At 52.9% G+C, this 21,194-nt stretch carries 15 protein-coding genes; 2 read left to right on the plus strand and 13 right to left on the minus strand.

Going from position 1 to position 21,194, the window contains the following annotated elements; all coding sequences use genetic code 11:
* Positions 1-154 precede the first annotated feature (154 nt).
* From HUU59_09600 to HUU59_09660, 13 genes are all read right to left on the minus strand, one after another.
* On the minus strand, positions 155-2,065 hold the full coding sequence (locus HUU59_09600; GenBank protein ID NUO19689.1) for a T9SS type A sorting domain-containing protein: 1,911 nt from the start codon (positions 2,063-2,065) through the stop codon (positions 155-157).
* Positions 2,066-2,244: 179 nt separating this feature from the next.
* A complete protein-coding gene (locus tag HUU59_09605) occupies positions 2,245-3,000 on the minus strand; it encodes a hypothetical protein (protein ID NUO19690.1) in 756 nt (251 codons plus the stop codon).
* Positions 2,997-4,577, minus strand: coding sequence for a serine/threonine protein kinase (locus HUU59_09610; GenBank protein ID NUO19691.1), 1,581 nt, complete (start codon positions 4,575-4,577; stop codon positions 2,997-2,999). The genes HUU59_09605 and HUU59_09610 overlap by 4 nt, the downstream gene beginning before the upstream one ends.
* The gene (locus HUU59_09615) at positions 4,574-6,022 is read right to left on the minus strand and encodes a sigma-54-dependent Fis family transcriptional regulator (protein NUO19692.1); all 1,449 of its coding nucleotides are present in this window, start codon (positions 6,020-6,022) and stop codon (positions 4,574-4,576) included. Before HUU59_09615 ends, HUU59_09610 begins: the two co-directional genes overlap by 4 nt.
* A complete protein-coding gene (locus HUU59_09620) occupies positions 6,019-6,756 on the minus strand; it encodes a hypothetical protein (protein ID NUO19693.1) in 738 nt (245 codons plus the stop codon). Before HUU59_09620 ends, HUU59_09615 begins: the two co-directional genes overlap by 4 nt.
* 275 nt (positions 6,757-7,031) lie before the next feature.
* The gene (locus tag HUU59_09625; GenBank protein ID NUO19694.1) at positions 7,032-8,612 is read right to left on the minus strand and encodes a hypothetical protein; all 1,581 of its coding nucleotides are present in this window, start codon (positions 8,610-8,612) and stop codon (positions 7,032-7,034) included.
* Positions 8,612-11,008, minus strand: a complete 2,397-nt coding sequence (locus HUU59_09630) for a hypothetical protein (GenBank protein NUO19695.1) — start codon at positions 11,006-11,008, stop codon at positions 8,612-8,614. The genes HUU59_09625 and HUU59_09630 overlap by 1 nt, the downstream gene beginning before the upstream one ends.
* Positions 11,005-12,693, minus strand: a complete 1,689-nt coding sequence (locus HUU59_09635; GenBank protein NUO19696.1) for a cytochrome C — start codon at positions 12,691-12,693, stop codon at positions 11,005-11,007. The genes HUU59_09630 and HUU59_09635 overlap by 4 nt, the downstream gene beginning before the upstream one ends.
* 5 nt (positions 12,694-12,698) lie before the next feature.
* Positions 12,699-13,289, minus strand: coding sequence for a tetratricopeptide repeat protein (locus tag HUU59_09640; GenBank protein ID NUO19697.1), 591 nt, complete (start codon positions 13,287-13,289; stop codon positions 12,699-12,701).
* A 3-nt stretch (positions 13,290-13,292) separates the two neighbouring features.
* Positions 13,293-14,603 carry an NAD(P)-binding domain-containing protein gene (locus HUU59_09645; GenBank protein ID NUO19698.1) on the minus strand — a complete coding sequence of 437 codons (1,311 nt, stop codon included), beginning with the start codon at positions 14,601-14,603 and terminating at the stop codon, positions 13,293-13,295.
* Position 14,604: 1 nt separating this feature from the next.
* A complete protein-coding gene (locus HUU59_09650) occupies positions 14,605-15,465 on the minus strand; it encodes a hypothetical protein (protein NUO19699.1) in 861 nt (286 codons plus the stop codon).
* Positions 15,466-15,719: 254 nt separating this feature from the next.
* Entirely contained in the window at positions 15,720-16,283 is a 564-nt protein-coding gene (locus tag HUU59_09655) for a YceI family protein (protein ID NUO19700.1), read from the minus strand.
* 37 nt (positions 16,284-16,320) lie between these two features.
* Positions 16,321-17,817, minus strand: coding sequence for a T9SS type A sorting domain-containing protein (locus HUU59_09660; protein ID NUO19701.1), 1,497 nt, complete (start codon positions 17,815-17,817; stop codon positions 16,321-16,323).
* Positions 17,818-18,243: 426 nt separating this feature from the next.
* Here HUU59_09660 and HUU59_09665 point away from each other — a divergent pair, with 426 nt between their 5' ends.
* Both HUU59_09665 and HUU59_09670 read left to right on the plus strand, forming a co-directional pair.
* Positions 18,244-19,728, plus strand: coding sequence for a hypothetical protein (locus tag HUU59_09665; GenBank protein ID NUO19702.1), 1,485 nt, complete (start codon positions 18,244-18,246; stop codon positions 19,726-19,728).
* A 5-nt stretch (positions 19,729-19,733) separates the two neighbouring features.
* Positions 19,734-21,119 carry a sigma-54-dependent Fis family transcriptional regulator gene (locus HUU59_09670; GenBank protein NUO19703.1) on the plus strand — a complete coding sequence of 462 codons (1,386 nt, stop codon included), beginning with the start codon at positions 19,734-19,736 and terminating at the stop codon, positions 21,117-21,119.
* Positions 21,120-21,194 lie beyond the last annotated feature (75 nt).

Here is a 21,194-nt window from a genome sequence, read left to right on the forward strand (position 1 = left end):
TTAGGAAAAACGAAGGAGGTTTCGCGTTCTTGTTCTCATATTATACGAAATCTCCGCATGCTTTGCAGTATGTAACATGCACCGGGATTTATGAATGGAAAGCCCCCGCCCGGCTTGCGCCGAACGGGGGCCTTCTGCCTGAGGGAGCAGTTGACTACTTGAGCAGCAGCATCCGATTGACAATCTGTTGGTTGTCAAGGGTCAAACGGTACATATACATACCGGACGGGAGGCTGGCCGCATCAAATTGAGCGGTATAGGTGCCCGCAGTCAGATTTTCATTGACGAGCGTGGCAACCTGACGGCCGAGGACGTCAAAGACAGTCAGATTCACAAGTCCGGTAATCGGAGTCGAGAATTGAATGTTCGTCGTCGGGTTGAAAGGATTCGGATAGTTTGTCGCGACGAGGTGCGAGACAACGATTGGAGACGGAGTCGGCGTTACATCTGTGCTTCCGTCAATCGGGTTCAAGCCGTCCGTGTCGCCGGGCATACGGAAGAAATTCAGGTTGATTTCGTAGGCGATAATCCATTCCGCATTCAATGCTTCGGGAGCGCCTTCAAGAACGCCGCCGACAACAGTCACGCGCTCGCCTTCAACCGGAAGCAGCGGATTGTCCAGGTCGAAATTGTCGCCAAGGTCAATCACAAAATCCGCCGTGCCGTTGTTATCGGTGTCGAGACCGTAGAATGCGGAGCCATAGACATCAATGTCCGTCACAGTTCCAGAGACTTCGGTCCAGATAAGAATGTTCTCAACGTTGAAGCCTTCAGCACGCCCGCCGGCATCGCCACCGTGTTCGCCATCGCGGCCGCCACGGGGATCCCACCAGAGTTCGCCGTTCAGCGTGTGAACATGAACCATCGGGGGCTCGCCATGTGACATCAGCGCACCGGTCACAGTAATAGCATCGCCATTCGCCGGACGCTCAGCGCCTGACGGCGGAACGTAGTCCGGCGGACCGAAATTCAGGCGGTAATCCATAACACCATCGGCATCCACATCAAGCTGATAGAGGACACGCTCGGGGTTCGCGGTATCGGGATTCGACACAGACACCGTTCCTGCGAGTTCAACAATTTCGAAATGATGTCCGTGGCCGGGGCCTCCGGGGCCATCGCCGGGAATCAGCGACAAGGTCACAAAGGCAGTCTGTCCTTCGGTGATTTCGATAACTTCACTGGCAAAGCCGACGCCGCGCTTGGAAGCATTCACGTTGTAGATACCAACGGGCAGCGCGTCAATCGTCAAGTTGCCGTTTTCGTCCGTGAGGCCACGAATATGATGCGGACGCGGGCCGCCGTGGTCGCGAATAAAGGAGACACGCACGCGAGCGCTGTCCACCGGGGTGGTGACGCCATTAGAGTCTGTGACAACAACATCAACGGAGAGTCCGCCGGTAATGATTTCCGCTCCAAGACCGTCGAGTTCAAGCTCGATCGTTCCATGTTCAGGATCATTGGAAGTAATGGTCATCAAGCCTTCATAGGGGCCAATTGCAGTCGGAGAGAAAGTGACCAGCACTTCGGCATTGCTGCCCATCGGATCGGGAGTGAGCGTGAATTCAGCATCAGAGGCCAAACCAAACGCATCGCCAGTTACAGCGATGGACACGTTCAAGTCAAGCGTGCCGAGGTTCATTACACGAACCATGCGCGTAAAGGTCGTACCGACTCCGACCGGTCCGAAGTGGACGTCGTGGTCGGGCATCACTGCGATGCGCGGTGCCGGTTCAAAGAACGGCAATGTCAACGTCAGTGTCGCTGTTTCGCCTTCGAGGACTTCTACTTCACCGTGTACCGGAGGCATCGGGGGTACGCCGGCCATAACGTGATACTCTACGGCCGGAATGTCGGCGAACGTAATTTGACCGTTGACATCCGTGGGGCCTTCAAAGTGTGGGCGATTGTGACCGTGGCCATCACCGTCGGCGCGTACCCAAGCACCAGCGACCGGCGTCTGGTCCAGTCCGCCCAAGACCGTTACGGTCAGGCTGCCCGTTTGAGCCCAGGCCGTACTCAGGCCGAACAGGCTAACGAGCGCTAAAAGGATTAATTTCTTCATTTTTTTCTCCACAAACTAAGGTGTGAAACTGGGTTTCTATAGCAACTTTCGATAATACATAGGGCAATAGATGTACCAGTCTCTTAATTGTAATATTTACATATTTCTACAAGGGATTTTCAATACAATTGTGTGCGCTGCCGTTACAATTGCTGTGAACGTGGTGCGCAGGATTCCAATCAGAATTTGTAATGAAGATTGAGTGAGTTTGCTGAAGCGGAAACGGTAACCGGTGTTTTGGAAGCTCGCCAAAGGGTCAAATCGAGCTGTGAAGCGAGGTAAACCCCGGCGGCTGCGAGGCCAAAGGCCCACATGCGGCGATGGTGGTCATCGTATTCACGATAGAGGTCGACAGCCTGAGAGGAGGAATCGGCGTCAAGGTATTTTTTTCGCGCGTCATTGTTCTGTTTGAGTTCCGAGAGCCACAGTGCGGTCAATGCCGTCTGTGCAATAAGGTGAACCGCACCGCGAAGATGCTCACGTTCGCTTAAGAATCCCGCGCCGGGAGCAAAGAGATTCATTATATGAGATTCCGTGCGAGCACGGCGAGACTCAGTCGTTTCGACGGTCCTAATCTTAGGCACGCGGAGACTTCTCTGCAATTGCCACTCGGACTTCACGTCATCGAACACGACACGGAATTTGGGACTGACCTGAACGGGGTCAAGGGTAAGCGTTGAATCGAGATCAAGAGCACGCTGAAAGTGAGTTCGAGCGTCTTCTTCCCGCTCGAGCATTATCAATGAGTATCCGCCAAGCAATTCAAGTGTGACTCTATCTGACTCAGACAGGTCGAGAGAATTTGCGGAGCGCAGTGCCAACAATTCGACCCGCTCATAATCGCCGGCATGAAACAGCGATTCCGCTTCGGCAACAACATTTGTCTGGGCAGCCAGACTTGACACTAAGACAAATAGAGACAGGACAAGAATCAATTCTTCTCTCCCGGGGTGCGAATGGCGAGCTCGGACGTTTGCAGATTGGCGTGAATTCGAATTGTGTCACCGGCGGCCGCCTGCCAACTCTTTTCAAGTTGAGGCAGCACGGTGTGCGTTATGCGTAATGTATGTGTGCCGGGCAGCACGGTCAAGAGCCGATTCAGCGGCGATGTTCCGATTCTTTCGTTGTCAAGGTAGATATCCCCCCACGGTTCGACGGAAACTTCCACGTGCTGCACATGCTCCGCCAGTTTGATTTGACGGCGGGAATCTGCGGTCAACTCCAGATTAGCTTGAATGGGCGGAAACGCGGGATTGCGAAGAACAAAAACATGCTGGCCGCGTGGCAGTCTCAGAGATTTGCCAAGTGGCGTTGTGCCGAGATCAACTCCATTAAGAGAGACGTGCGCCCACGGAAAAGTGTCCAGAAACAAGTCAACGCTATCGGGAATAATTGACTGGGAGTCCGTTGAAGCTGCACTTTTTACGGATACAGCCGTGTCAGGTTTCCGGGACTCAATTGTTTTCACAGGTTCTTGTTTTCGAGCTGATTCAGTTTCTGATGACTGCAAGTTGACGGTTTTGGAAGTGTCCGGGGTGCTTTCGGAAACAGCAGACGAGTCTCTTGATACAATCGCCGGGACAACGTCTTTCTTCCGGCCACCGTCAGGCCAGAGGATGACGGCAACTACAATTGAGAATATTGCGGCGGTAATTGGAAAAATATAGGTGCGGAGTCGGGAAACGGGCTGCACGTTCGCGCTTGACGGCTCTCCTGCGAGGAGATTCAGGGCATTGGAAGCCGTGGCAGGCCGGTCGCCCGCTTCTTTGGTTAGACAGGTGCGAATCAACAGTTCCAGAGCCTTGTCCGATTCCAGCGAGCTCAACAAGAGCCAATCGGGCTCTTCTTCTCTGACACGGCGCAAGGATTCAAGCAGAGAATCGGCCGCAAACGGGTTGATTCCAGTTGCGGCCTCATACAGAACTACTCCGACGGCAAACAGGTCTGACCGTTCGCTCGGGGACTTGCCTCGGGCCAGTTCCGGAGCAAGGTAAGCGGGAGTGCCGACAACTGCATTATGGTAAGTTAGCTTGGGCGCATCGGAAAGCAATGCCAGACTGAAATCAGTGAGCTTGAAGAGGCCGTCGCGGCGACACAGAATGTTCTCGGGTTTGACATCACGATGCAAGATACCGGCTTCGTGCAGGGCTGCAAGTGCATGCAAGAGCGCAGCGGCCAGCGTGCGGACTTGTGAAGCGTGCAGTGTCTTTTCGCGGGCAAGCCGGGCAGCGAGAGTCTCCCCCTCAACCCATTCCAAGAGCATGAAAGCACCTTCGTGCGGGTCCTCGCCGACTTCATAGATGCGCACGAGATTTTGGTGATCAAGTTTGGCAGCAGCTCGTGCCTCTCGTTCGAATCGCGCGCGCAACTCCTCGTCCTGAGCGAAATGCGGATGAAGAATCTTCAAAAACACATCACGGTCGAGGCTCTTATCCCGCGCGCGATAGGCCGAGGAGATGTCACCGCGCGAAATCAGCTTGCGATCTGTCAACCGTTCGGAGAGGGCTCTCATGAGAGACTTTGCTCCTCCCACTCCTTGAGCTTATAGTGCAGATAACGGCGGGATATCCCAAGAATAACGGCAGCCTTTGAACGATTTCCATTGCACAAATCGAGAACCTGCAAAATGTGATTTTTCTCTGCTGCTTTCCAGCTCAAGTCTTCATTCCCACTCGTCTCTTTTGTGATGCCCTGATGAGAAATGTCGTCCACTTCAATACGGTCGCTGCGAGTGATGACAGCGGCACGGACAATGGTGTTTTCGAGTTCGCGAACATTGCCAGGCCACGAGTAGGATTGCAGACGGCGAAGCGCTTCGGGTGATATTCCTGAAACCTTGTTTCCGACCTTGCGAAGGAAATGATGCACCAGCAATGGAATATCCGAGCGGCGGTCTCGAAGCGGCGGCGAAACGATGGGGAGAATGAACAACCGGTAGTACAAATCCTCGCGAAACCTGCCGGCCTGAATCTCTGTCTGCAGGTTCTTGTTTGTCGCGGTGACGATGCGGACATTGGCCTTACGAATCTCCACATCGCCGACTCTGCGGTATTCGGATTCCTGCAGATAGCGCAAGAGCTTGGCCTGAATGCTGACTGGAATGTCCGCAACTTCGTCGAGAAAGAGTGTGCCTCCTTCGGCCGCTTCCACAAGGCCTTGTTTATCCACAGACGCACCCGTGAAACTGCCTTTCTTATGCCCGAACAGCTCGCTTTCGAATAGCTCGGAAGAGACATTACCGCAATAGAGCGCGAGAAACGGTTTATTGGCGCGGGGACTTGTACGATGTATTTCACGTGCAATGAGTTCCTTGCCCGTTCCGGATTCTCCGGTTATGATGACGGGAAGATCATTGGGAGCGACGCGGGCAATCAGGCTATAGAGCTCACGCATCGGATGACTGTCTCCGATCAGGAGCCGTTTATTGTCATTGGACTTCAGTGCGGCAATTTCACTTCGCGCCCGGTCGTAACGGCGTGCGTTTTCTATTGCGAGAGTTGCGAAGGCGGCAAGGGTAGAGAGCGGCGCGAGGTTTTCTTTGCGAAAGAGGTCTCGATCGGAACGGCTGTCAAGATATAGAGCACCTTCCACGGCATTGCGGCCTGACAACGGGACGATAGCGGCTGATTGAATGTGCTGAAGGATAATTGACGACTTGCCGGAGAAGCGGGGGTCTTCCACGGCACTTTCCGTCAGGATTGGCTTGTTGGAATCGATTGATTCCTTGATGAGAGACTGTGAGACTTCGTCAAGTGTGCGTGATTCGCCGCGGGTCTGATGCACTGCCGCAAGGGACAATGATCCCGAGCTGCTCAAGATAATCATGGCCGTTTCGGCGTGCATGGCTTGGGCAGCGATATCCAGCACTGAATGAAAGACTTCCTCAAGCGGGCGAAGTTCGAGGAGTTTCTGGCCGGCATGCAGCACCTGTTCCGAGGTTAGGAGTCCCGTGCTCATGGCAGGACTCCGTGCTGCACGTTGAATACCGATTCGACAGAAATGGAGGAATTGCCGAAGGGGTCGTAAACTATTAGCGACCAACGATAGAACAGGGAGTCCGGTGAGCTGTCGGGGACAGTATCCCCGAGAGAGTCACTGACTTGAATCGTCCGTACGCTTGATGACAAGGTGTCGGAAATCCAGACCGTGTCCACTTGGGCATTATGCCTGTCCTCAAGCTCGACATATGCCTGGTATCGGAAAGGAAACGACGCGGCGAAATCCGGCCAAGTAAGAATCGGCAATGCACCAACAATTTGGCCGGAAGACGGAGAACCCGTCTGCGGCGTGTCGTGAATCACACGAACGAAGATTTGCGGACCGACGGTTTGCACCGAATCACCATGGACATAGGCGCGGAAATAGAACGGCTCGCCGACGGCAGATTCAAGGTCATCATCGCCGACATTGGTTGAATTGAAGGTAAAAATCCAGCGGCCATTCGGCCAGAAGGTCATGCGCCGAGGAGTCGTGGTTTTGTACTGAACCGTGACCGAGTCCAAGACTACGTTTGAGTCCGGCCAAAGTTCGGTTTTCACGGAATAGAGGTCAATGGTCGTCCGCCCCTTGTGCACGCTACGCACAGTTGCAGAAAAAGTGGGTTCTGGAGGGGTAACGGGCACAGAATCCGGCGTCACAAAGTAAGGAGACTCCGGATCCAGCGGATTGTCGTGAGGTGCTGAACAGGACATGACTATCCATAACAGCAGCCCAAAGATCAATATTTTATGAATTTGACTCACAAATTCTGAAATGATTTTGATTTTCAGCGATAGACGCGATGTGAAGTTCGGTGGCTCTTACTGTTAGACCCGGAATGACGCAAAAGGTTGAAAACGAGGTGCGCAGGTGCGCAGAGGATGCGCATTTGGGGCATAATATAGGTAATAATTACAAAAGATAGGCCGGGCGTTATTTACAGCAAAAAGGGCGACTATTCGTCGCCCTTTTTTTCGTGGTTCAGTTCCTAAAAACGGTACCCAAGAAGCAGAGACAGAAATGAGATATCCCGGCCATCCCCGAATCCCTGCTCAAACTCTGCTGCCGCCAAGAGCGGTTTTGAGAGCCGAGCGTCCAATCCAATCGAAACCCACTGTTGGGAGACGCGTTCAGCGGGTTCACCGATTTCATAGTCATTGGAGCCGAGTTCAAGTTGAGTGGTTAACCAGTGAGCAAGCTCCCGGGACAATGAAACCGCCGGCTGCGTACCTTTGCTGAAATCGCTGTCAAACCAGCGGACGCGGGCAAAAACTGCGAAACTTGACTTCAGGAGGTTGCTGCTGCCAATTCTGAACCAACCGCTGGAAGATGAAGAAAAGTCGCCATCTCCGCCGCGCTGCGCAATTCCGATATCGGCGCTGTAGGAATCGCCGAATCGAGTATCTACCCCAGCGCGTAAACCTTGCTGCAGAGAACTTGCGAAAATGCTGTCGGGAATGCTGCGAGTTTCGGCAGTGTAGTAGTTTGTGCGATTGTCATAGCCGACAGAGACTCCCAGCAAGCGGGAAATGCGATAATGCGCATCGAGCAAGAGTGAGGCTAACGTCAGACTTGAACCTTCGGCATCGTTCAACCAACCTCGATTCAAATTCAACTCAGTGCTTTCGAACAAGCGCAGCTTTGAACCGTAGCTGTAGTTTAATTGCTGGTAGAGGAATTCGCGGCTGATCTCTCCGTCGAGATAACGGCCTGCCAGGGACGCGGTGGCCTGAACGGCATGTACACCGCGACTGTGCCGCTCGAACGAAGCAAAAGCACCTAGTTTCGTGACATCGGATTGAATACGAGTGTTTTGCAGATCAGGTTCGATGCCGCCGAGAAGTCCGAATGTCCAGGTGCGATTGAGAGCATATTTCATGTACACCCCGTCGAGGTAGCCGAAGCCGCGGGTTTCCCGCAAGAGCAGCCGACCCAGTCCGGCGTGAAACGGCTTTTCCTTAGGTTCGTAGGCAAGCAGCGCTTCGTAAATCCGGTTTGAGGAAAATGATCTGTTATCGTCGGATCTATTCGTTCGGCGCAGGCGTAAATTGACCCGGGCGTTGACTTCAGAGCCGGATATCCGATTCAACGATGCCCGCATGCCAAACGTCGGCTCGGTGTAATCATATGCAGTCAGCTCGCGGTCGTCCTGCAGAGCATAACCGACGTTCACACGGCCGGAAAGCTGATTGGCGCGACCGGTTCGCGACGGCTGCACACTTGGTTCCGCAGGGTCAGAGGACAACGGAGTCTCCGCAGGCAATTCCAGAACGCCGGGTTCGAGCACGACTTTTTTCGTAAGAATCATGGCAGAATCACCCACTGCAACCACGGAAGCTGCATCGGTCAAGGCGCAAGAAGAAGATTTGTCAGAGACAAAATCGACGGTTAGAAGAATCCACTCTTTGCCTGTGCGAATGATTTGAACGGAATCCCCGACGGTGACGCCCGCATCGCGACCGGCAGCGAGATAGACTGCAGTGTTCGAAACGTATTGAACGGCAGTCCGCAACTGAGCGGAACAGAGTGAAGCGGCGAGCAGCAAGAGTGAAAGTGCGGCGCTTTTCATCAGTTTTTCACTCCCGTGCGTTCAGGCTTCACTTCCTTGTGATTCCGTTTGCGAACATTGGGGCCTTCGTTCCCGTCGGGATGACAGCTATAGCATGACGTTGGCGTGTAGGTGTAGCCAGAAACGTCTTCGTGCTCGTCGTCCACGTCGCCCTGGTTGCTATGCTCATGGCAGTCGATGCAGCTGAAGGCCGCAAAGTTGCCTTGTGTCGTGTGGCATTCGCTGCAAAGATTCCACTCATCGCTGTGACGGCCGGAGTAGATTGGGAAATGCTGTTGGTCGTGATTGAAATTGGAGTTCCAATTGGACGTCGTGTGGCAATCCAGACACTCTTGCGGATAGCCTTCGTTATGATCCGGATTGTTCGCGTTGTTAAAGTCGGTTTGATGACAGAACCAGCAATCCGTTGGTGTGTTCTCAAACTGGCCATTGGTATGACAGCTCAAACAATTCACAGACACGTGCGCTCCGGTTAACGGGAAGTCGGTGTTGCTGTGATTGAAGCCGCTGTCCCAGTCATTCGTATTATGACACTGCAGGCAATCATGGGGGAAATTGTTTTCGAGATGATCGTCGGCGTCATTGTAGTCCTGTTCGTGGCAAGACCAGCAATCCGTGGGCGTGCCGTCATAGACACCGCCGACATGGCAGTCGAGGCAATTCGTCTGCACGTGCGCACCGGTTAACGGGAAGTCCGTGTTATTGTGATTGAACGTCGCTTGTTCCCAATCGACTGTGTTGTGGCACACCGCACAGTCGTGCGGGAAATTGTTCTGGACGTGATCCGATTGAGCATTATACTCCTCCTGATGGCAGGACCAGCAATCCGCCGGAGTACCGTCGTAGACACCGCCGATGTGGCAATCGAGGCAATTCGTCTGCACGTGCGCACCGGTTAGCGGGAAGTCCGTGTTATTGTGATCGAACGTCGCCTGTTCCCAATCGACCGTGTTGTGGCACACCGCACAGTCGTGCGGGAAATTGGAGGCAACATGGTTCGGGTCGGTCGTTGCATTATATTCCTCCTGATGACAGGACCAGCAATCCGCCGGCGTGCCGTCATAGACACCGCCGATGTGGCAGTCGAGGCAATTCGTCTGCACGTGCGCACCGGTTAGCGGGAAACTTGTCAGGTTGTGATCAAACAGAGCGTCATTCCAGTTGTCCGTCGAGTGACAAACTTCACAATTCTGCGGAAAATTGGAAGCAACATGGTTCGGGTCGGTCGTTGCATTATAGTCCTCCTGATGGCAAGACCAGCAATCCGCCGGAGTTCCTGAGAATTGACCACCAACGTGACACTCCAAACAATTCACTTCAATGTGCCGGCCCGTGAGCGGAAATGCTGTGAGATGGTGGTTGTCAAAATCAGCAGGACGCCAGGATTCCGTCGAGTGACATTGCTCACACGATGAACCAAAAGCAGCGGCGTCGTGAACAGGATTTGTCGCACCGTCATAGTCCGCTTGATGACAGTCGGCACAAGCCGTAGCGGTACCTGTATACTGACCTCCGACATGGCACTGTGCGCAATCGGTCAGGATGTGCGCCCCAGTCAGCGGAAATGCAGTCAGATTGTGATTGTCGAAAGCCGCGGGCCGCCACGAGTTGATGGTGTGGCATGTTTGGCATTCCTGTGGAAAGGCCCCGGCCTCGTGTGTCGGATTCTGAGCATTCGTGTAATCGGCCGAGTGACATTCCGCGCAAGCGGTCGAGGTGTTCACGTATCCCGCGGAGTGACACGCCTGACAATCGTTCAACGCATGACCGCCGGTTAATGGAAACGTCTCCGAGTGAACAAACTGCGGGCCTTTCCAGGAAGAGGCACTCACACTGTGACACTCAGTGCAGTTTTGTGAGAATCCGGCGTCAGTATGATCCGGCGTTGTTGTAGAAGCAAAGTCCTCCGCATGGCAGCCAATGCACCGCGTAACCAAGTTCACGTACTGTCCTGCAGAGTGACAGCTCTGGCAATCCAGCGAAGCATGCACACCAACCAACGGAAAACGGGTGGCATCGTGCATCCTGCGGAAGTTTACTTCATCAACCCACTGTCCGGGAGTGTGGCACTGGCCGCAGTTGCTCGTGAACTGGCCGCGATGTATGTCGGTGTGGCAGTCGACACACTGGGTTGGCGCTTCGACAAAAACCAGCGATGTGTGGCAATCAATACACTTCACACCCTTGTGTTTGCCGACAAGAGGAAACGACGTCATCGTTTCATGCGAGAAACCGCCGTCCTGCTTTAATTGCAGCCAATTGTCAGTGGTGTGGCAAAGCTGACAATCCAGGTTGAATTTTCCATGCGGGGATTCAATGGCCGCAAAAGCAACTGAAGTCAAAGACAACAGGGCGGGAAGGAGAAGGAGTGAGAATCGCGCGAGTTGGCAGTTCATGGTCGTTCGAATGAAGCTCCGCCGTGGCAATCCTTGCAGGCGGATGGGAGAGGGCGATAGAGGACAAAGGTGCCGTCAGCATCAGTTTGCGGTTTGTGGCACAAATTGCATGCGACCTGCTGATGGGCGCCGTCCAGCGGCCACTTGGAGTCGCGGTTGTGATCAAAGACAAGAGATTTCCATGCATCCGGGGTGTGACAACGGCTGCACTTGACTTTCGCTTCCGCAGTATAGTCAAGAACAAACTGATCACGGTGCGGATCCTTGTGGCAAAGTTCGCATTCCCGCGCCAGCGGGGCCATACGAATCATCTCTTCAGGCGTGCCCAGATTCTCGCGGGCATGACAGGACATGCATTCCGTTTGATCATGCTTTCCGATAAGCGGGAAACCGGTCGTTGAGTGGTCAAATGTTATATTGTGCCAGCTTTCCACATTGTGGCAGAACTCGCAGCCGTTACCGGTCATGTACTTGTCGAGCTGACCTCGATGAACATCCCGATGGCATCCTTTGCAGGTCTGATCTTCAAATACAAACTTGGCGTATGCACCATTGCGGTCGGTCAGCGAAGGGGTGTGACAAGTGATACACGGAATCGCCAAGTGACTGCCTTGAAGCGGGAATTTGCTTTGCGCGTGCTGCTCAATCCCATAGCGGGCGGGCAGGAAACCGTCTACGGTGTGGCACGACTCGCAGGCGCCGCCGTCAGTGCGTGAGGAGAATTGTCCTCGGTGCGTGTCCAGGTGACAGTCTTTGCAGGCAGCATGCGCGACCGGTTCAGTCATTCGACCAGAAGTATGACACTTGACGCACTCCAGGCCAATGTGCCTGCCAGTGAGCGGAAAGCCGGTTTTGTTGTGGTCAAAGTCCTTTGCCATTTGCGCCACTGCAAAGCTCTCCGTCGTGTGACATCCGCTGCAATTGACACCAAACTTACCTTCGTGGACGTCGTTGTGACAGGATTTGCAGTTTGCGAAATCGACTCCTTGATAGACCGAACGCTCCAGAGGACGCACGGGATCCGCAATCAACGGAGCGGTACTCTCCGGAGATGATTCCGACTTGTGACACTTCGCGCAGGCCACGTCCCTGTGTTTTCCGGTGAGGGGATATCTGGATTTGTCGTGCGAGAATTGCGGTGCGGGAGTCCACTTGTCGTAGCCATGGCAGGAGGCACAATCATTGGTCAGTTGTTCTCCATGCTCATCGGCATGACAGGAGATGCACGGCTGCGACAGTCCGAGAAAACTGCGCGCTCTGTCACTTGTCGAATCAAAGGCCGCCGCATCGGTTTGAAATGCAGTTGTATGGCACTTGGCACACTCCAGTTTGGCGTGTGCGCCCAATAGCTGATAACCGGTCCTGGAATGATCGAACTTCTCCTTGCCCTCTTTCCAATAGACAAGATTGAAGTCACGCCCGAAGTGCTCAGCGTGGCACTTGGCGCAGCGTTCACGCTTTACTTCCGCACTCGAGTGATAGCCCCGGTTTTCCTCGATGCGGCGGGCGACGGCCTTATGACATGCGAGGCACTTGGCAGCCGTCACTTCATTGCGAAGTTCGTGACATTGAGTGCAGTTGTTCAGACCTTCAAGCGCGGCATGGTATTTTGAGAGGTCGCCGGGCGAGAGTTGCGCAAACGAATTTGTTATGACTAAGATTACGAATAAGAGAGGCCAGATCATATGATTTAAGGATGGCCGCCGGGTTTTAGTTTGGGGATTGCCGCCTTGGCATAAAGTGCGAGAGTGTCTTGCGGATGCAGGGATATCAGTTCGTTCCAATGCCGACGCGCGGAATCATGGTCACCTCGATTTGCCTCAATAGCTCCGAGATTATAAAGTGCTCCCGCATGACCAGGATGATCCTTAAGTAAAGCATTCAGTTCGCTGATGGCCTCGTCCGAGCGGCCGAGGGCGGCGAATGCCCGGCTGATATCCAAGCGCACCAGCCATCCGTCGGCGGTCGTATCATCTTTCAGGAAGATCCGGTAAAATTCAATTGCTTTTTCATACTGCCCGTCCTCGAAGTAGAGATTTGCAAGTTCGAGTGCGACCGGGCCGTGACCAGGGGCGGTTTTCCACATTTCCTCCATTCGCTCAATCGGAGACATTGCAGGTGACTGTTCACTCTCCCTTTGCATTGTTTCAAAGGACGGTTCACCACCGGGCTGGGGGGCGAAGTAGATCCACAGAAAAATTGCCGGAACCAGTATCAGCGCGATTGCAAAGGCGATGCGACTGGATTTGCTTGTTTGACCGCTGTTCTTGAAATTCGCCATTTGTCAGACTTGACCAAACTTGCGTTCGAATTCGATGCCGACGCCCTTCAGGAATTCGGTCGGTAACTCACCGCCAATCATAACGAAAACCTGATCGTTTGCAAGTGTTATCGCGGTTCCCTGCTGGTCAATGGTAACTTTGTCCGGTTCTATTCTCGTTACATTTGAGTTCAAGAGCATAGTGACTTTGCCTTCTTCAACTGCAGATTCGAGCCGCGTGCGATTGCCTTCCTTTATTCGGAAGATTTTGTCACCCCGGTAGGAAAGATGGACCGTATTGCCGGGCTGTTGAGACAGTGAGAGCGCCGCCTCAACTGCGCTGTCTCCACCTCCGACGACGAGGATTTTCTTGTGATGATATTTTTGCGGGTCAAGGAGTCGATATGTAACTTTCTCGCTTTTCTCGCCCGGGCAGCCAATTTTGCGCGGGGTTCCCCGCCGACCAATCGCAAGCAGTACTTTGCGAGTCTTATATTCCGCCTTTGAGGTCACGACGCGATAAATGTGACCTTCACGCTTGATATCGCTTACCTTCTCGCCAACCTTGATTTCGAGATTGTGATTCTGAACTACCGTGGTAAGCAGCTCAAGCAATGGTTCCTTTTCGACTTCTTTCAGCTTCACCGGCCCATGCAACGGCAACTCCATCGGTTGAACCATGACAAGTTTCTGGCGCGGGTATGTGTATATTGTTCCGCCCAAATCTTCCTGGTCCACAGTAACAAATCTCAGTCCCTCCTTCTTCGCCTGGAGCGAGGCCGATATGCCTGCAGGTCCGGCACCTACAATAACCAAGTCGAGAGCTTCGCCTGATTTATCGTCCTTGACCTGCTGTGCCACGGATTCGACGGCCTGCCGTCCCTGTGAGACCGCGTTACGAATAAGTCCCATGCCGCCCAATTCCCCTGCAATGAAGATACCAGGCACGTTCGTTTCAAAGTTTCCTTTGACGTGCGGGATGTCCACTCCGCGTTTCTCAGTCCCAAAAACGAGTGTTATCGCATCGACCGGACAAGCGGCCTGACATTGACCGTGTCCAATACACCGCGCAGGATTCACCAGAGCGGCTTTCCCATTGATAAGCTGAAGGATCCCCTTTTCAGGGCAGGCCTTGGTGCAGGAACCTGAGCCAATGCAGGAATTGGGGTCAATCACCGGATGCAACGATACCGGCTGGTCAAGTCCCGCCAGAGTTGAGACTTCCAAAGTCTTGGCGGCTTCAGCACTCTTGCTTCGTTCCCGCAAGACGTAGAGGACGGGCAACCCGACTACAAGCAGACCTGTGACAACATAAATCAGGGTTTCCAGGCTCATGTCAGAATATCCAAGTGTAGCCGAGAAAGATCGCCACTGCCACATGAACGACCATAATGACCAGCATGATTATAGCAAAGGGCTTGTGGAACACATGCCAGTGATGGAGGAGCTTTCGCGCATGGCCGAGAAACGCAACACGACGTTCAAGCAATGCGCGGCGCCTGGCGAGTCTCACAAGCCGCTTGGCGTCACCGGATGAAAGTCCAGCATCCGTTTGCAACTGTCTTTTCAGCCGTCGATATCGAATTGTCGCCGACAAGTCCCGCTTCAACCATGTCAGCAATCCACCGCTAACCTGCGAATTCCATTTGAGGAACGAATCCAGAATGCTCAGCGCCACCGCATTGCCGCTCGCCTCCGAGGATAGTTGTCGCCGATAATGCTCCTCGAGCTCCTGTAGTTCCGCAGAAGACAGTTCGTCTCCTGACAGGCTGCGCGGAATCTGGACATATATATACCGACCAAGGACTCCACTTAAAGCAACTGCCATCATGGACCAAAAGGACACGGCAACAATGCCGCCGAACTTAAAGGTCGTATGGAAAATCACCAGAACTGGTCCGGTAATCCCCATCCAGATATGGTAGTTCAGCCAGTAACGGATGTCTCCCCACCCTTGCTGCATGAAGCGCAACCGTTTCCGAGCAGAGTACAGCAGGAGAATCAACATCAGCGCGCTTCCGACAATCCCAGCGCCTTGCCCAATTAGACCGGAGGGCTTCCATTTCTCGTGCAATTCGTGGTGTGGACGGTCTTGCAAGTCCAACGCATAATACTCGAAACCGTAGCCAGCCAAATATAACGTGGCGGCGACGGTTAAACTATAGAGAAGAATGAGGCTTAGTTTGTGGATGCTCAAGGCTGCTGCACAGATTTTCTGAATTTAAGCAATTTAGCAAAAAGCTTTCCAAAACGCGAGTACTGCTCCCAAAAGCGGTACATAGTGTGCCAAAGTCACATTTTGCAAATATCGATTTTGCTGTATTTTGGGGCGAAAAAAAAGCCCCCAGGTGGGTCCTGGGGGCGTAAAGTTCCGGGCAGACCTCAAAGTTGCTAATCAAAGTAGAATCGCTGCCCGTAGTTCATGACAAGGAGAGTTCTCATGAACAAAAACTACTTACTTGCGACCAGCTTGACGTCAATTCGTTGCTCATCGGCAAGTTTCATGATCAAGAATTCCGGTCGGGTGATATTATAGTCCTGAAGACGAAGTGTGAACTTTGCTTCTATGAGCAGGTCGCTTCCATTCACCGTCAGCCAGGCTATCGGGCTAATCTCCCGGGAAACGCCATGAAGAAGCATGGTCCCGGATAGGTTAACGGCTGTTCTGCTGCCCTCTTGCAAATGTTCTCCCGGTATTTCCAGCCTTGTCAGCTTGAAAACCGCTTCGGGGAACTTGTCGGTCTCAAGGTGATTTTCGCGCATGTGTTTGTTGCGCAAACTCATACCTGTGTCAAAGGAGGCCATATCCACGTGAATTTCGGCGCTGCCGGGGTGGGAAGCGTCGGGCAGCATCACAAATCCAGTGACGATGTTGGTCTTCCCCACTATCTCCTCAAGCGGCGCCTCACTTGTAAACGTGACGTGATTGTCTTGACCGCCCTGGACAATCGTATACATCTCGCCGGCAAAAGAGGCTGCGAAGGAACATAGAATCGTCAGAATAGCATTTCTCATTGGCGAGAGGTCCTGTAGTCAAATGTATGTTGGAATGCTACTTGAGCAGGAGCATCTTGCGCGTTTCCATTTGCCCGTTGCTTGCAAGCTGGTAGAAGTATGCGCCGGACGGCAGACCCGCCGCGTTGAATTCGACCAGGTGCGCGCCGCTGCTCAGATTTCCGTTGACAGGTTGGGCCACCTTCTGACCAAGAATGTCGAAAACGGTCAACGTGGTCATGCCTGAATTTCGCAGAGAAAACTCAATCGTTGTGCTGGGATTGAACGGATTGGGGTAGGCATCCTGCAACTCGAAAGAGTGCAAAGTCCCGTGTTGATGATGCGGAACCTCGCTATGGATCTCTCCAATCTGACGACGGAGGATCCGACCGTCTTCCGTGACCATAAAGCCAAGGGAGTCTGACACGAAATAAACCGAATTGAAGGTGGCTGCTACAGGCGCCGTTTGTGTGTGCCACATGTCACCATTGTCCATACCGTGGGCAAGAAAGCCGCCCGCACCGCACACCCAACCCTGATCTTCGCTGGTGAAGAAGACGTCCATCAAGGCTACAGTTGTTCCACTGCTTTGAGGAGTCCAGGTTGCTCCGCCATTGGAAGTGTGGTAAATGCGCCCTTGCCCACCGACAGCCCAAGCCAAATTATCATTCAAAGCCATTACGGCTTCAAATTCGTCTTCTTCTCCACCGGGAACGCTAAGTTGAATTGCCCAGTTGCTTCCACCGTTGTCGGTAAACAGTATCAGTCCGTCCGATCCGACAACCCAACCGGTTTGGCTATCAAGCATGTGGATGCCACGAAGGTCATCCTGAGCCGGGCTGGACTGTGGATTCCAGTTCTGTCCGCCATCTGACGTGTGGACGAGGATTCCGTCCTTCCCGACTGCCCAGCCGTTTTGCGAGTCAGTAAACCAAATGTCTCGCAGCTTGTCCCCTGCTCCGCTGTTCTGCGGGCTCCAAGTCTGTCCGCCATTTGTGGAATGGGCTATATAGCCGTCGTTGCCGCAGATCCAACCTTCAGTTTGCGAGATGAAGAAGACGGCTTCGACATCTTCAGGCGTGGCAACAAGCTGCCAGGAATCGCCACCATCAGAAGTCCGCAGAACTCCTTGATCACCTGCAATCCAGCCGGTCATCGAGTCGATGAAGCGAACGTCCTTAAGCGGCAAAGAGGTTGGGCTGTTCAACTCCACCCAAGTCGTATCATCACCGCCACCGGAGGTGCCCACGTTGATTACCGCTGTCATTTCCGAATGGAAAAGACAGACGTAAGCAAAACTGCCCACTTCCGGAAAAGCAAAGCTGAAGGTTGATCCGACCGCGAGAAAACCACTGTCAAATGCTCCGTTAACGGCGGTTGCAGTATGAGGTGCAGAATCGTCGTTCGACCAGCGGACTGTGTCCCCAGGCTGAATGGTCAAGGATTGCGGTGCAAAGGAGAAGTTCGTAATCGAAACGTTGTGGGTCGCTGCATGTGCCGTGGAACCGAGCCAAGCGGCGGCAAAGAGGGCAGTGCAAAGGTGCTTAAGTCTCATGGCCGGATCAACCTGTCTGCTTTTGTTATATTGAAAGTTTACTTGATTTGGACGCGGGGCGCGCCGGGAAAACCTGTTGTAGCTGCCACCGCTGAAGAATTTGGGAGAGGGGGACCACGTCGGCGAAAATGACCTTGCAGCACAGATGCCTTCGCGGTCCCCACTTTGCTTATGGCAACGTGTGTGCCAAGTACGTTCACCGGGTGCAAAATTTTATGTAAGAGTTTGTTATAATTTATGTTAGAGTTTAGAGTCCAAAGAAAATTGTTATAGTTGTTGTAATAAACTCAAAATTCAAAATTGAGGCGTGAAATGGACAGTTTATCGTTGACATTTGTTTTTAATGATATTAATTATGTGGCATCGAGTCCACACTCGGAGTTATCAGTTCCGAACTGTTTTTTATCAAGTTAGCCTTAAAGAAAATTGCTGAATCGTCTACGTCCACGACTTACCAGGTATTTTGCCATCAACTTTCTTTTGCTCGACTTACTTATAGTAGGAGCAGGGGGTGTTGTCGCCTATCAACTTGGGAAAGCAAACTTGATTTCCGTGGCCGAGACCTACGGAGAAGCAGCGGTTAATCATCTGGCCCGTTCAATAGACAAGTTCTACCTTGAACCATGGCAGATGACATTTGAAACTTATCCTTTTGATCATCCACTGGCGCATCGGGAACTCACGGGAATCGTTCAGACATTCGTGAGTGGATTTGCTATTGAACGCATCAGCATTTATGACAAGAATCACGAGATCGTCTTTTCAACAGACTCGGTGCGCGAAGGAACCAAGGATCCGACAAATTCCCTCTTGTTGTCCGCACTTGCAGGAAAGACCAGCTCTTATCTCGTCCGCGAACAGACACCGGCGCATCTTGATTCGGCTAGCGGCGAGACTGATCACATGATTGCCTTTGTACCCGTCGGTTTTCGCACAGCAGACGGGGGGCAATCGCGGTTTGCATTTGAAATACTAATGAACGTCGAAGAGACGTACCGAAAAGTCGAACAACTCCGCTTTGTCATTCTCATCAGCACACTTCTGACGGGCCTGGCGTTGTTCTTCGTGGTTTGGATCATTGCGGTACGCGCTGACAAGGCCATCATATCGGAGTATCATGAGCGAATCGCTTTGGCAGACCAGATACAACGGCAGAATGAGAACTTGGAGCAGATCGTCGAACAGCGAACAAGCGAACTCCGGGACGCACAGGCGGGGCTTGTGCAAATGGAGAAGATGTCGGCGACCGGACAACTGGCAGCAGGTGTCGCCCACGAAATAAACAATCCTGTCGGCATTATCAAGAATCGTCTGGAATTGCTCATTGACGATTACCGGGCTGGCCGGACGGTTGACGACATGCAAGAGCATCTCACCATGATGCACAAGCAGACGGACCGCATCTCCAAGATAGTCAGTAAACTTCTCTCATTTGCCCGCAAGTCGTCCGGCACAAAAGCACCGATTCACCTTGATACTCTACTTAATGGTGTTGTCCTGCTTGTGCGAAAAGAGGCCGAAAAGCGGGGAATAAATCTGAAGCTTGAGTCGATGCCGAATCTACCGCAGGTGCATGGAGAGTCAACGGAACTGGAGCAGGTTTTCATCAATCTGATTATCAATGCCATGGACGCGACTCCGCGCGGCGGAAGTATTACAATAAACGCGTCCCAAGTGGAGAACCGGGTGCAGGTGCGCGTGCATGACACAGGTTCCGGTATCAAGGCTGAGAATCTGTCCAAAATCTATGATCCGTTTTTCACGACCAAGGACGTTGGCGTGGGAACAGGACTCGGGCTTGCCATCTCTTATCGTATTGTAGAAGATCACGGCGGCACTATTATTGTCGCAAGTTCGCCCGAATACGGCACCACCTTTACGTTGAACTTTCCGTCAATTCCAGCCGCCTAACCACGATGTCCAACACACCACGAATTCTTGTCATTGACGACGAACCTGACCTTCTCGAAAACTGCAGAATGATCCTCATGCGCGAAGGTTACGATGTTCGGACGATGACCAATGCGGAGGGGCTTGATACAGTGCTTTCCGAATACGATCCGGACGCGCTGATAACCGATCTCATGATACCGCAGAAGGATGGCATGGAGGTCCTCCGGGAGGTGAAATGGTCTCATAGTGACTTGCCGGTTATCATGATGACGGCCTATGCGACTATAGAAACCGCCGTAGAGGCGATGAAGAACGGCGCGACGGATTACATCGTCAAACCTTTTGCGAAGGATCAGTTTGTGCACGTTGTTTCACGTGCACTTAAAGAGCGAAAGCTCGTGCTAGAAAACCACAAGTTGAAACTGGAGCTCGCGCAGCAGAAAGTGAAAAGCTCCTTAGTCGCGGTTGATCCGGTGATGAAGGAGCTCATGGACATGGCGGCTCGGGTTGCGGACACGGACGCCAGCGTCTTTATCCAGGGCGAGTCCGGAACAGGCAAGGAGGTTCTTGCGCGAGCGCTTCACAATGCAAGCCGAAGGAGCGGCAAACAATTCCTGGCGGTGAACTGCAGCGCTCTTCCTGCAAACCTGATAGAGAGCGAGTTGTTCGGGCATGAGAAAGGCGCGTTTACCGGTGCGTCCACTCTACGCAAAGGGCTGCTCGAAGAGGCACAGGGGGGAACCTTTTTCTTTGATGAAATCACTGAAATGGACTTAAGCATGCAGTCGAAACTACTGCGAGTCATTCAGGAGCGTACTATCAGGCGGGTGGGCGGAAACCGTGAGCTGCCAATTGATGTGCGGATTGTATCAGCGACCAACCGGGATCCAGAGGAGGCTGTGAAGTCAAAGTTGTTTCGCGAGGATTTGTTTTTCCGTGTCGCCGTCGTGACTTTGCATATTCCGCCGCTGCGAAAGCGCCCGGACGACATTCCGGCGTTATCCCAGCATTTTCTCAAGGAGGTTTGTACAATCTACGGGCGGCAAATTGACGGATTCACTCCGCAGGTAATGGAAAGACTGCAAGGCTACACTTGGCCGGGGAATGTACGAGAGTTGAGGAATGTGATCGAGCGTGCCGTTTCCTTGGCGACAAAATCAATCATACGGGAGGAAGATCTACCAACTCAACTTCACAAAAGCACACGAAGAAAGGTCAATATCGACTCCGTTGACACGTATGATAATGCCAAGTCGAAATTGCTCGATCAGTTTCAAATCGAGTATTTTTCACAGCTAATGAGCGAGGAAGACGGCAACATCAGCAGAGTCGCGCAGCGCGCCGGCGTGGACAGGAAAACTGTCTATCGAATCCTCAACGCGGTGGGTCTGACGAAGTCCGAGGATTAGGATTTATACATTACGAGAACGCGAGCGGGTCTGCATGTGCAGACCCGCTTCTATTTCAAACCGAGCGCGATCAGG

Source organism: bacterium, from assembly GCA_013360195.1.
Classification (GTDB): Bacteria; Electryoneota; RPQS01; order RPQS01; family RPQS01; genus JABWCQ01.